The organism is Devosia sp. Root105 (genome assembly GCF_001424865.1).
Lineage (GTDB): Bacteria > Pseudomonadota > Alphaproteobacteria > Rhizobiales > Devosiaceae > Devosia_A.
The window spans coordinates 387890-400773 of the sequence record NZ_LMCR01000016.1 but is presented as its reverse complement, the minus strand read 5'-3'; the positions used below and the strand labels follow the sequence as shown (position 1 = coordinate 400773).

Below are 12884 nucleotides of genomic sequence, written 5' to 3'. Positions count from 1 at the left end.
GTACGCACTTTCGGGAGACATGCGGTAGATGAGCGACGAGGCCCCGGAACAGTCATCAAAAACCGAAGACCCTTCGGAAAAAAAGCTTCGTGACGCCCATGAGAAGGGCGACGTGGTCAAGAGCCAGGAGGTCAATACCTGGTTCATCCTGTCGGGCTCGGCGCTGGTGTTTGCCATGATGGCCGGACCGACCAGCGCCAGCCTCGTCGAACAGCTCAAGGTGCTGCTCGGCAATGCGGAAAAGTTCGAGGTCGGCAGTCAGGCGCTGGCGGCGTTCTGGAGCAGCCTCGCGGGCTCGATCCTGATGGTGGCGATCCTGCCATCGATCGTCCTCGCCGCATTCGGCATTGCCGCCAACCTGGTGCAGCACCGGCCGCTGCTGTCGCTCGATCCGATCAAGCCGAAATTCTCCAAGATCAACCCGATCGAAGGGGCGAAGCGCCTGTTCTCGACCGAGGCGCTGGTCAACTTCGTCAAGGGGCTGATCAAGCTCGCCGTGGTTTCGGCGGTGCTGTGGTTCGTGCTGGCGCCCAAGATCGACAGCCTCGAAATGATGATCCAGCTCGAGCCGGCGATGATCGCCGCCGAGTTCATGGATTTGAGCCTCAACATTTTCGGGGCGGTGCTGGCGGTGGTCACCGTCGTCGCCATCGCCGACTACGTCTACCAGCGCACCCGTTGGTGGAACCGGTTGAAGATGACGGTCCAGGAAACCCGCGACGAATACAAGCAGCAGGAAGGCGACCCCAAGGTCAAAGGCCGCATCCGGCAGGTACGCATGGAGCGCAGCCGCAAGCGCATGATGGCGGCGGTGCCCGAGGCGACGGTGGTGATCACCAACCCGACCCACTTCGCCGTGGCGCTGAAATACGATCGCGACATGGCGGCGCCGCAATGCGTCGCCAAAGGCGCCGACGCCATCGCCTTCCGTATCCGCGAGTTGGCCAAAGCGAACAACGTGCCGATCGTCGAGAACCCGCCGCTGGCCCGGGCGCTCTATGCCAGCGTCGACATCGATCAGACCATCCCGACCGAGCACTTCAAGGCGGTGGCCGAAGTCATCGGCTTCGTGATGCGGCTGAAGCAGAGCCGCGGGTGGAAGGCGGGTTAGGGAGAGGCAACTCGATGCCCATCTCCCCCGTGCGGGGGAGAGTGGGATTTCTTGGGCTTAGCTTCTTGGCTAAGCCTTCGAAATTCCAAGAGAGAGGGGATGCGGAGCCTCCGTGCCTCTCCACGTCCCCCTCTCTTGCGAAAACTAAGGACTTAGCTGCGCTAAGCCCAAGTTTTCGCTTTCTCCCCCGCCGAGGGGGAGATGGCTGATAGGCTGGTGCTGTATCCCTTCCATCCCCCTCACAAATCTGCCCGACCTGACGGGGATAACGCCATTGCGGCTACCCAACCGACTTGTGGCTTTGCTAGACCTTGAGAAGGCCGATTCGGCGTGACTTTTCCCCGGGGCACCACCAGCGCATGGCACCTCTGCCGCTCGACGAGGATAACTATCCCAACCCGCTGCTGAACCGCGGGCGCAGCAGCGCGGGGCTCTGGCGCGTGGTGGCGCTGGCGGCCTTCTTCATTACGGGCGCCGTGCTGCTGGCGACGCTGGGCGACCGCATTCCGGCCGACCTGATCCTGGTGTTTCTCGGGCTGCTCGCCGTGGTCGGCGTGTTCTGCCTGTTCGCGGTGGCCGCAGGGCTGTTCCGCTTCTCGGCCAGCGAGGATACCCAGACGCTCAGCCGCGCCGTGGTCGACAGCCTGCCGTTCGGCGCGCTGGTCACCGACCGCGAAGGCAAGATCAGCTATGTCAACGCGCATTACGGCGAGTTTCCCGGCGGGGTGACCGACGGCGTGCCGGTTTCGGTGCCGCGGCTGTTCGCCGGCGAGCCCGAGGCCTCCGAAGCGGTGTATCGGCTGGCGCGCGCGGCCCGTGATGGCCGGCCGGCGATCGAGGATATCCGCATCATCGGCGGGCTCGGCGGTTCGGTGGGCGGCTCGACCAAGCCGTTCTGGTACCGGGTCGGGGTGCGGGCCCTGCCCACCATCGACGAGGGCGGCAAGCCCCTGGTGCTGTGGACCGTCGAGGACATTACCCGCGACCGCGAGCGGCAGGACAACGCCTTCCTCGAACTGCAGCGCGCCATCGACTATCTCGACCATGCGCCGGCCGGTTTCTTCTCTGCCGACGCGCAGGGCAGGGTGCAGTACCTCAACTCGACCCTCGCGGACTGGCTCGGCTACGATCTCGCCGAGTTCGAATCCACCGCCATCCGGCTCAGCGACATCGTGCGCGGCGACGGCGCGAGCCTGTTGATGCGCGGCCGCTCGGACGGCGAGATCCGCACCGAGATCATCGATATCGACCTCGTCCGCCGCAACGGCACCAGCTTCCCGGTGCGGCTGATGCATCGCGCCGCGCGCCTCGCCGATGGCGAGCTCGGCGAGACCCGCACGCTGGTGCTCGATCGCCGGCAGGGCGCCGACAAGGAAGAGGCGCTGCGCGCGTCGGAAGTCCGCTTCTCGCGTTTTTTCAACGACACGCCGTTCGCCATCGCGACGCTCGACAAAGCCGGCCGCATCATTCGCACCAATGCGCCGTTCAGCCGGATCTTCGATTGGGCCGGTGGCGAGCAGTCGATCGACATGCAGCCGATGGCAGACCTGCTGGCCGAGGGCAACCGCGAGGCCTTCGCCAAGGCGATCGACGCGGCGCTGGCCAGCCGCTCCGAGATCGAGCCGGTGGATGCGACGCTGACCCGTGGCAGCGACCACGCGGTGCGCCTCTATGTCTCGAGCTCCGAGGAAGCCGAGGGCGCGGCGGAGCGGATCAACGTCTACGCACTCGACATGAGCGAGCAGCGCAAGCTCGAGGCGCAGTTCGCCCAGGGCCAGAAGATGCAGGCTGTGGGCCAGCTGGCCGGCGGCGTGGCGCACGATTTCAACAACGTGCTGACCGCCATTATCGGCTTCGCCGACCTGCTGCTGTTGAAGCACAAGCCGGGTGACCCGAGCTTTGCCGACCTGATGTCGATCAAGAACAGCGCCAACCGCGCAGCCGGCCTCACCCGGCAGCTGCTGGCGTTCTCGCGCCGGCAGACGCTCAGGCCGCAGGTACTGGAGGTGCCGGGGCATCTCGACGACCTCACGGTGCTGCTGAAGCGGCTGATCGGCGAGCAGATCACCCTCAGTGTCGAGCACTCCAACCCAGTGTGGCCGGTGAAGGCCGACCTGGTGCAGCTCGAGCAGGTGGTGGTCAACCTCGTGGTCAACGCGCGCGATGCGATGCCCAATGGCGGCGACATCACGCTCAGGACGCGCAATGTCACCGAGGGCGAGGCCAGCGGCTTCACCTATACCGGGATGCCGCCGGCCGATTACGTGCTGATCGAAGTCGAGGACACCGGCACCGGCATGCCGCCGGAAATCCTCGAAAAGATCTTTGAGCCGTTCTTCTCCACCAAGGAACTCGGCAAGGGCACCGGCCTCGGGCTCTCGACGGTCTATGGCATCGTCAAGCAGTCGTCGGGCTTCATCTACACCGACTCCATCGTCGGCAAGGGCACCACGTTCCGCATCTTCCTGCCGCGCTACGTGCCGACCGAAAGCGATGTGCCGGTCAAACAGGCAGTGGTGCAGGTCAAGGACCTCACCGGCCATGAGCGCATCCTGATCGTCGAGGACGAGGACAGCGTGCGGGCGTTTTCGGCGCGGGCGCTGCGCACCACCGGCTATGAGGTATTCGAGGCCGATAGCGGCGACGAGGCGCTCGATGTGCTGGAGGAGCTCGACTACAAGATCGACCTGATGATCTCGGACGTGGTGATGCCGGAAATGGACGGCCCGACGCTGCTCACCAAGGTGCGCGAGCACATGCCGGATCTCAAGGTGATCTTCGTTTCCGGCTATGCCGAAGAGAACGTCCGGCAGGACATTGCCGATAACCAGAGCGTCGAGTTCCTGCCCAAGCCGTATTCGCTCGACCAGATCAACACCAAGGTGAAGGACGTGCTGGGTAAGGTCGAACAGGGCGCCGAGTAGCGGGCAGTAGCCTTTCGGCTCCAGCAGGCCTATATGCCGGACATGGATACCAGCCTTCCCAAGATCGACCAGTTCCTTGCCGCTCTCGACAGCGCCGTCGCCGATGGCAGCTTTGTGCGCCTGGCGCTGCGCCTGCCGTTCGGCGCCGACGAGACGCTGAAGAGCGTCGATGTCAAACCCGCGACCATCCGCGAGCAGCTGAAGCTCAGCTTCACCTTCCACCACCAGACCCGCGACCTCACGCAGAACCATCCGCCCGCTGGCGCGATCGGCCAGCTCAGGCGGTTGATGGAGAAGGACTTTCGCCAGGCCTTCCTGTTCACCACGGCGTTCGATCTGCAGTTCGACAGCCAGGGCAAGGCGCCGCGGCTGAAGCAGAGCGAGCGGACCAGCAAGGCGCCGGCCACCCTGTCACACGATCGCGCCAAGGCCCGCCCGATCCCGGCGGCCGGCAAAGCCTGGCTCACCGAGCTCGGCGTCACCGGCGCTGATGGGCAGGTGCTGAAGGCGGCCGGCGACAAGTTCCGGCAGATCAACCGCTATGTCGAAATTTTGGGACCGCTGCTGAAGGCGATCCCGGAGGGCAAGCTGAACCGGGTGGTCGATATGGGCGCCGGCAAGGGCTATCTGACCTTCGCCGTGGCCGACTATCTGAAGCAGAACCTGGGACGTTCCGCCGAGGTGGTCGGTGTCGAATTCCGCGACGATCTCGTGAGCTTCTGCAACGAGACGGCCCGCGCCACCGGCATCGGTAACCTGAGCTTCGAGCAGGGGACGATCGAGAATTTCGACTCCGCCGGTGCCGACGTGCTGATCGCGCTCCACGCCTGCGACACCGCTACCGACGACGCCATCGCCAAGGGGATCGCTGCCGGTTCCGAACTGATCGTCGTGGCGCCCTGCTGCCACAAGCAGATCCGCCGCGAGATCGAAACCTCGAACCACGGCAACGCGCTGGATTTCCTGATGAAGCACGGCATCTTCGTCGAGCGGCAGGCCGAGATGGTCACCGACGCGATGCGCGCCATGATCCTCGAGCATTTCGGCTACTCGACCAAAGTGTTCGAGTTCATCTCGGACGTGCACACGCCCAAGAACGTGCTGATCGTTGCGACCAAGAGCAAGCGGGGCAAGGATGCCGCGCAGCTGAGGAAGCTGGCGGAAGCCAAAGAGTTCTTCGGCATCCGCCGGCACTATCTCGAGGATGCGGTGGGGCTTTGAGCTGAGGTGGTAGCACCACCGCTGCTGCCCCAAACTCGATGACACCGGCGGGTGGTGTTGGAAAAGTGCCCTGTCAGCCTAGGTACCGTGCCAACTCGTCGTCCAGCGTGCTGTCGCCTGTCCAGTGCACGGCGCTCCAACCGCTTTGCCGCGCCGCTTCGACATTGGCCAGCGTATCGTCGACCAGCACGATGTCCTTGGGCGGAGCATCGGCAATGGCCGCGGCGCGCTCGAAGAACTCGGCATGTGGCTTCCGGTGGCCGAGCGCCGCCGAATAGATGATGCCGTCGACATATGCGCCGAGGCCGACCTGCTGCATCAGGTAGTCGGCCCGCATGTGCTCCTGGTTGGTGGCGAGGAACACCGGCACGCCACGCTCTCGATAACGTTTCACTGCTGAAAGCACGGCCTGGTCGACCCGCGAGTCGTTCTCGAACCAGTAGGCGATCAGCCGCTCGCACGAAACTTTTGGCGCAATCTCGGCCAGCACCGGCGCCAGCCGTTCGGTCAGCGCTTCGCGACCGGTGACGATGTCTTCCCAGAACGGCGTGAAGAACGTCTCCCGCAGCCGATCGGGCGACAGGCCGAGATCGGCTTCCAGTTCGGCGAACAGATGCCGGCCGTCGGTCGGCCGGCCGCTGACGAGGACGCCGTCGACGTCCATCATCAGCACCCTGTGTGGCATCACGCGGTGCGGCCGTTCGGCAGTGGCGTGCCGGCTTCGACGAGCTTCCGATCGGCGAGGGCATCCCACAGCGCGTCCGGAATCGTGACGTTCCACCAGTCGAGGATGCCGTTGAGTTCGGCCGGCGACTTGGGGCCGGGGAGAATGTTGCAGATCGCCTTGTGGGCGAGCGGGAACTGCAGCGCGGCGGCGCCGAGCGGCACGCCGAATTCCTTGCACAGCGCTTCTAGGTCGGAGACGCGCTTGATGATGTGCTCGGGCGCCTTGGCGTAGTTCCAGGTGCCGGTGCCCATCAGGGCGCCGCCATTGAACGGGCCGCCGCAGACCACCGAGGCGCCGCGTTCGAGGCAGGTGGTGAGGAACGGGCTGAGCGAGGTCTGCTCAAGCAGCGTGTAGCGGCCGGCGAGCAGGAACACGTCCCAATCGCCGAGCGCGAAGGCATCCATCAGCACTTGCCACTCGTTGACGCCGAGGCCGATGGCCGAAACCTTGCCGGTCGCCTTCAGCTCGTTGAGCGCCTTGTAGCCGCCATCCTCGGCAAGCTGCTTCCAGTAGATCGGGTTCTGCTCGGCGCTGTGGGTGGCGAGGCCGATATCGTGGACATAGAGGATGTCGACCTTGCTCAGCCCGAGGCGGGCGAGGCTGGCCTCGTAGGAGCGCATCACGCCCCAATAGCTGTAATCGTAGACCTGCTCGAACGGCAGCGGCTTGATCCAGTTATGCGGATAGTCGCGCTCGGCCTCCGACTGTACCGGCCGCAGCAGGCGGCCGACCTTGGTGGAGATGGCGACGCCCTCGGTGCGGAAGCGCAGGCCATCGCCCATCAGGTGTTCGGAGCGGCCATAGCCATATTGCGGGGCGGTGTCGAAGTAGCGGATGCCGGCATCGAGGGCAGCGCCGACGGTGGCGCGGGCCTGCTCGTCGGGGACCTCGGTGAAGATGCCGGCGAGCGTCGCGCCGCCGAGCCCGAGCTCGGTCAATTCGAGGCTGGTCCGACCAACCTGGCGCTGCTTGAAACTGGTGGCGCTCATCTATGTACAAACTCCCTTGGCCCGACGGCGGCGGACACTGACATGTCAGTTGCACGGGGTAAACCAGCCAAAGGGTTTAGGGCAAGGGGGAAGCGCCGGTCCAACAGTCGGAAACGGGGCTGCCCCACTGTGGCTCCCAAAACCCCCCTCTCTGGCGAAAACTAAGGACTTAGCTACGCTAAGCCCAAGTTTTCGCTTTCTCCCCCGCCAAGGGGGAGAGGCCCGACTGATGTTCCGATGCGAATGGTAGCCACCGATCATCTCCCCCCTTGTGGGGGAGAAAGCGATTTCTTGGGCTTAGCTTCTTGGCTAAGCCTTAGAAATCGCAAGAGAGGGGACTTGGAGGGCACAATGGTCCCACCCTCTCTTGGACCTAATCCTCCCGAAACGCGTGGCTGAGCTGCGCCGCCAGCGGGCCCAGCAGATAGGACAGCACCGTTCGGTCCGCCGTGCGCAGAAAGGCCTCGGCCGGCATGCCGGCGGTGACGTGCTGGCCGTGAGGCAGGCGGGCGAGCTCGGTTTCGCTCAGTTTCATGCGGATCGAGAAATAGGCGACGCCGGTCGCCGGATCACGCGACAGATCGGGCGAGATGGAATCGACCGCGGCCACCAGTTCGGGCGTCGTTCGGGCATCGAGCCCGGTGAGCCGCACCGCGGCGGCTTGGCCGACGGTCAGCTTGTCGACATCGAGCGGCGAGACGCGCGCCTCGAGCGCCAGCCGGTCGGTATGGGGCACGACCTGCATCAGCGTCTCGCCGGCCGCGACCACGCCACCGACGGTGCGAACGATCGACTCGTGCACTATGCCGGCCTGTGGCGCGCGGATCTCGAGTTTTGCCAGCCGGTCCTCGGCGGCGATCTTCTGCTGCAGCAGTTCGGCGATCTGCAGCCCGACATCACGCAGGTCCTCCAGCACCCCGGCGCGGAAGGTGGCGGTGTTCTCGGCGATCTTGGCCCGGCTGCCGGCGATGGCGGTACGAGCGGAGGCGATCTCGGCCGTGAGGTTGCCGGCCTCGCCCTCGAGCCGCGCCAGCTCGCGCTTGGAAGCATTGAGCCGGCTGGCTTCCATCAGGCCATCGCGGAACAGCGCCTCGGCATCGACGACCTCGTCGGCGAGGATTTCGCTCTGCCGGCGCACCGCTGCCTGCTGGGACTGAAGCCCGGCGATCTGTTCGCCGAGCTGACCGATCTGCTCTTCCAATTGCGTCGTGAGACCGGCCTGCGCCGCGGCACGGCTCTGGCGCAGCCGCTCCTGCGCGGCGAGCAACCCGTCGAGCGTCGCGCGGTCCGGCCAGGCCTCAAGACTGGCTGGAAGCGTCAGCTCGTCGTTACCGATGCTCTCGGCGGTGAGCCGCGCCTCGAGGGCGAATGCGGCGCTCAGCTGCGAGACGATGACCGCGAGATTGGCGGAAACCGTGGTGCTGTCGAGGTGAACCAGCAATTGGCCCGCCTCGACGGCATCGCCGTCCTTGACCAGGATGGCGCTCACCACGCCGCCTTCCGGGTGCTGCACGCGCTTGCTGCCCTCGAGCGGCACGACAGTGCCCTGCGCCACCACTGCGCCTGCGATCTCGGTGGTGCCGGCCCAGCCACCGAGCAGGCCGATGAACAGCGCAATGGCGCCGAGTCCGGCCAAGGCATGCCGCCTGAGGCTTCTGAGGGGATCAGCCATTGATCCGCACCCCTTCGATGCGTGGGGCAGGGGCGGTGACCTGCCGCAGCACGTCCTCCTTGGCGCCGAAGGCGCTCTGGCGTCCGTTCACCAGGTAGATCAGCTTGTCGCACACGGCGATGGCGCTGGGCCGGTGGGCGATGACGATCACCACGGCGCCGCGCGCCTTGGCGGCGGTCAGCGCCGTGGTCAGCGCGTTGTCGCCGGCGAAATCGAGATTGGCGTTCGGCTCGTCGAGCACGAGGAGGAACGGGTCGCCATAAAGCGCCCGCGCCAGTCCGATGCGCTGTCGTTGCCCGGCCGACAGCGCCGCGCCGCGGGAGCCGATCCGGGTGTCATAGCCATCGGCAAGGCCGGTGATCAGCTCATGCACGCCGGCCAGCCGGGCGGCCTTCAGCACGCTTTCGCTGTCGGCGTCGGGGCGGAACCGGGCGATGTTCTCGGCGACGGTGCCGTCGAACAGCCCGACGCTTTGCGGCAGGTAGCCGATGCGGCGGCCGAGCTGGATCGGATCGAAATGCGTGAGCTCCGAGCCATCGAGGCGTACCTCGCCCTGCTGCACCGGCCAGATGCCGCAGAGGCCGCGCGCCAGCGAGGTCTTGCCCGAGCCGGAAAGGCCGAGCACGCCCATGGCTTCGCCCGCCGCGAGGGTGAAGCTGACACCGGCCACCAGCGGCGGTTTTTCCAGGTCCGGCCCAGTGGCAAACTGCCGGACTTCCAGAGTGAATTGCGGGTCGGGCAGGCTCAGCCGGTTGCCCGCCGGCGGTTGCATTGCCAGCAGCATCTCGGTGCGGCGCAGCGCCTGGCGGGCCGCTGTCAGTCCGCGCCACTGCGCCACCACCTGCTCGACCGGCGCCAGGGCCCGCGAGGTAACGATCGAGGCGGCAATCATCAGCCCGGCCGAGAGTTCACCGCGGATCACCAGATAGGCGCCCAGCGCCAGCACTGCCGACTGCAGCAGGAAGCGGAACGATTTGGTTACCGACGAGTAGAGCGCGCCGACGTCGGAGGCACGGTTCTGCACCTCGGCCAGTGCCTCGGAGCGCGCCTGCCAGCGGCCGGTGACATCGTCGAGCATGCCCATGGCGAAGACCGGCTCGGCATTGGCGCGGGCATCCTCGCCGAGCGCCTGGCGATGCGCCATGGCAGCGGCCGCTTCGGCGGTAGGCCGTCCGGACAGGCGCTCGTTGATCACCAGCAAAGTCGTTGCTACCAGCGCCCCGCCGGTTGCCAGCCAGCCGAGCGCCGGATGGAACAGGAAAACCACGCCCAGATAGACCGGCAGCCAGGGCAGGTCGAACAGCGCCAGCGGTCCCGGCCCGCCGACATAGTTTCGGATGGAATCGAGATCGCGCACCGCGTCGGGTCGCACGAGGCCGAGCGGCAGCAACCCGGCGCGGAGCGAGGCGCGGAACACGTCGGGCGCGACCGAGGCCTCCAGCGCGCCGGCAAAGCGGAAGGCCATGCGCGAGCGCAAGAGGTCAAGCAAAGCGAGAAAGGCATAGGTGCCAGCGACCAGCGCGAACAGCGCCACCAGTGTCGGCACCGAGCGGCTGGCCAGCACTCGGTCGTAGACCTGCAACATGAATAGCGGGCCGGTGAGCACCAGGAGGTTGGTGGCAAGGCTTAAGAGGCCAAGCGCCAGCAGCGGGAAGCCGGTGCGCCTCATCAGGGCGCGGACGACGCTTTCGCGCCTGGCGCCGTTCGACATTTCACACCCCGTCGCTGCCCGATTGGGCCAGTGCGGCGGAGTCTCGTTTCGGCCGCGCCATGCATGAACCGGCGCCGTCGGATAGTAGCCATGCCTGGATGGCATGGCCGATGCGATGCCGAGCAAGAAAAAACCCCGGAACACTGGGGTTCCGGGGTTCAGGTCATGCGGGGTTGGTGCCGCATTTTTCAGCAACAGGTATTTGGGTGCCCCCGTGCCGAAATTCAGGGCAGGTCAGACGATCCAGTCCGACGATGCCAACAGGGATTCGAGCGTCGCGCCGTTGAGCCCCATGACGAGCGGGTCGCCATGCGTATCGGCGACGCGGATTTCGACGTGGTAGCCGCTGCCATCGACATCGATGCCGAGCGTATCGAAGCTGTCGCCGCCGCTGGCCGCCGCCTCTCGGAACGCCGCGAGGAACGCTTCCGGTGAGGCAAAGCTGGTGAGCCCGGTGTCGAGCCGGTCGCCGGAGCGAAGCGAAAAGTCCTCGACAGTGTCGCGGCCGGCCGAGAACACGAAGGTGTCGCTGCCCGAGCCGCCATTCAGCAGGTCATCGCCGCTGCCGCCGAACAGCCGGTCGTTGCCGGCCTGGCCGTAGAGATCGTCGCTGCCGTCGCCGCCGGACAGATAGTCATTGCCGCCACGGGCGAAGAAGCGGTCGTCGCCGCCGAAGCCGAACAGCTCGTTGTCGGCATCGTTGCCGGTGAAGCTGTTGTTGGAAGCGTTGCCGAAGCCGTTGACGGCGCGATCGCCGACGAGCTCCAGCGCCTCGTTCTCGTCGCCCAGCACGTAGCTGGTCGAGGCCACGATACGGTCGTAGCCGCCGCCCGACAGCACCACGTCATGCACCGAACTGACGACGATGCGATCGGCGTCGTCGGAGCCGAAATAGGTGGTCGGCAGGTCGGTGAGGGTCGAGGTAGCCACCGTGCCATCGGCGAAGCGGAAGGCTTCGACGCCGCCGACGATGTCGTAACTGCCGCCGGCCTTGTGCACGACGAAGCGGCCGGAGAGGTCGCGGGTCAGCGTGTAGTCATCACGGTCGCCGGCATAGGCCAGCACATCGGTGCCGAGCCCGCCATCGATGACGTCGTTGCCCTTCGAGGCGAACACCAGGTCGTCGCCCTTTTCGGCGTAGAGCCGATCACTGCCATTGCCGCCGACGAGAATGTCGGCGCCGGCGCGGGCATGGAACTCGACGCCGCTGTCATTGGCCACCAGCAGTTCGCTCTTGTTGGTGCCTTTGACGACGTCGAAGGTGACGGTGTTGGCATGGGGGTTAGTGGGGGCGCCATAGCTGGTGCCCTCGTCGTTCACGAACAGGGTCGGCGACAGGTAGGTGGCTTCGAGATCGGTGCGTTCCGAGCTTAGCACCATGACGATGTTGTCGTGGTCGTCGCCGCCGTGGAAGTTGATGTCGCGGTTGGTCTCGCGCACCTGGATGGTGTTGTTGGCTTCGCTGGTCCAGCTGGCGAACAGCACGGCGTGGCGGGTGTCGAAGGCTTCGAGCCCGACCAGCTGGCTGTCGTAGAGCGCCTTGAGCTGGAAGGCGTAGCCGTTGCCGCCATCGCCCTTGTTCACCGCGCCATCGACCGAGAGGTTCGAGGCCTCGAGGAAGATCGACTGGGCAAAGGTGAAGCCGTTGGACGGGGCGTTGTCGATGGCGATGTCGAACAGTTTTGTGTGGCTGGTGCCCGACAGCGAAATGACGTTGGAGCGGTCGAACGCCTCCGAGACATTGGTGAAGCTGCCTGGATCCTGTTCGGCGAGGCCGGATTCGATGGTGAAGCCGCCGAGCTTGACGTTCTCGGCCACCTCGATCTTCTGCACCGAGGCAATGGTGGAGAAATCGAAGGCCAGGCCGTTGGTCAGCCGCACGGTGTTGCCGTTGACCGAGGCGACCTCGACCATCGAGGTGCGCAAAGGCTTATCCTCGCGCCACTCGGTATCGCCGATGGAGTCGAGATATTCGGGCGTGTTCTCGAGCTCGATCCACAGGTGATCGCCTGCTGCGAGTCCCGACGCGTCAGCCAGGTGCAGGTACATCGAGCCTTCCGCCGCCGGCTCGTCCAGCGCGAACTCGCCCGAGTAGCTTGGTACGTCGATGACGCCGCCGACCTGGAAGGCGCCGCCGGCGCGGGCATTGCCGGTGAGTTCGATGGTCGTGGCGCCCGAACCGGTGCCCATCACCGTGATGTCGTCGCGGTTGATGACGACGGTCTCATTGAACTCGAACGTGCCGGCGCCCATCAGGATGGTTTCGCCAGCCGGAGCGGAGTCAATAATGGTCTGCAGCTCGGCCGCGGAGGTCGAGGCGGATACGGTGATCATTGGGAGTACCTTTCGCTATAGGTGGAGGTGGACGCGAATGCCTCCCTTTGCACCGCGGCTATAGTGTTCCTGACGAGCGCTAATCCCGGCTGAGGCCGATCGATCGGATTTGCACCAAATTGCCAAGAGAACGCCCGCAACATCGCCCATCAATCTGGGCGGGGAGGGGGCCGAAATGTGCACGCTGTGGAAAAG

8 protein-coding genes are annotated in these 12884 nt (G+C 65.7%); 3 read left to right on the top strand and 5 right to left on the bottom strand.

Translation table 11 applies throughout. From position 1 onward, the window contains the following. Positions 1-28 precede the first annotated feature (28 nt). From flhB to ASC68_RS18080, 3 genes are all read left to right on the top strand, one after another. Entirely contained in the window at positions 29-1111 is a 1083-nt protein-coding gene (flhB, locus tag ASC68_RS18090) for a flagellar biosynthesis protein FlhB (protein WP_055882290.1), read from the top strand. A gap of 359 nt (positions 1112-1470) precedes the next feature. Beyond that, positions 1471-4035 carry a cell cycle histidine kinase CckA gene (locus ASC68_RS18085; RefSeq protein ID WP_055882287.1) on the top strand — a complete coding sequence of 855 codons (2565 nt, stop codon included), beginning with the start codon at positions 1471-1473 and terminating at the stop codon, positions 4033-4035. 33 nt (positions 4036-4068) lie between these two features. Beyond that, positions 4069-5256 carry an SAM-dependent methyltransferase gene (locus tag ASC68_RS18080; protein ID WP_197421285.1) on the top strand — a complete coding sequence of 396 codons (1188 nt, stop codon included), beginning with the start codon at positions 4069-4071 and terminating at the stop codon, positions 5254-5256. Between the two features lie 73 nt (positions 5257-5329). On the opposite strand, the gene ASC68_RS18075 is transcribed toward ASC68_RS18080, so the two are convergent. The 5 genes from ASC68_RS18075 to ASC68_RS18055 form a co-directional block, all read right to left on the bottom strand. Then, positions 5330-5923, bottom strand: coding sequence for an HAD-IA family hydrolase (locus ASC68_RS18075; RefSeq protein WP_248310559.1), 594 nt, complete (start codon positions 5921-5923; stop codon positions 5330-5332). 17 nt (positions 5924-5940) lie between these two features. Next, positions 5941-6972 carry an aldo/keto reductase gene (locus ASC68_RS18070; protein WP_055882282.1) on the bottom strand — a complete coding sequence of 344 codons (1032 nt, stop codon included), beginning with the start codon at positions 6970-6972 and terminating at the stop codon, positions 5941-5943. A gap of 373 nt (positions 6973-7345) precedes the next feature. Continuing rightward, on the bottom strand, positions 7346-8644 hold the full coding sequence (locus ASC68_RS18065; protein WP_082528256.1) for an HlyD family type I secretion periplasmic adaptor subunit: 1299 nt from the start codon (positions 8642-8644) through the stop codon (positions 7346-7348). Beyond that, positions 8637-10355 (bottom strand): type I secretion system permease/ATPase, encoded by a 1719-nt coding sequence (locus ASC68_RS18060; RefSeq protein WP_248310558.1) that lies wholly within the window; start codon positions 10353-10355, stop codon positions 8637-8639. The genes ASC68_RS18065 and ASC68_RS18060 overlap by 8 nt, the downstream gene beginning before the upstream one ends. Positions 10356-10589: 234 nt before the next feature. Beyond that, positions 10590-12689, bottom strand: a complete 2100-nt coding sequence (locus ASC68_RS18055; protein WP_055882276.1) for a calcium-binding protein — start codon at positions 12687-12689, stop codon at positions 10590-10592. Positions 12690-12884 lie beyond the last annotated feature (195 nt).

Coding starts and splice junctions, on each gene's coding strand:
- ASC68_RS18070 (WP_055882282.1), bottom strand. CDS start 6,972: ATGAGCGCCACCAGTTTCAAGCAGCGCCAGGTTGGTCGGACCAGCCTC.
- ASC68_RS18055 (WP_055882276.1), bottom strand. CDS start 12,689: ATGATCACCGTATCCGCCTCGACCTCCGCGGCCGAGCTGCAGACCATT.
- flhB (WP_055882290.1), top strand. CDS start 29: ATGAGCGACGAGGCCCCGGAACAGTCATCAAAAACCGAAGACCCTTCG.
- ASC68_RS18080 (WP_197421285.1), top strand. CDS start 4,069: ATGCCGGACATGGATACCAGCCTTCCCAAGATCGACCAGTTCCTTGCC.
- ASC68_RS18065 (WP_082528256.1), bottom strand. CDS start 8,644: ATGGCTGATCCCCTCAGAAGCCTCAGGCGGCATGCCTTGGCCGGACTC.
- ASC68_RS18075 (WP_248310559.1), bottom strand. CDS start 5,923: ATGATGGACGTCGACGGCGTCCTCGTCAGCGGCCGGCCGACCGACGGC.
- ASC68_RS18085 (WP_055882287.1), top strand. CDS start 1,471: ATGGCACCTCTGCCGCTCGACGAGGATAACTATCCCAACCCGCTGCTG.
- ASC68_RS18060 (WP_248310558.1), bottom strand. CDS start 10,355: ATGTCGAACGGCGCCAGGCGCGAAAGCGTCGTCCGCGCCCTGATGAGG.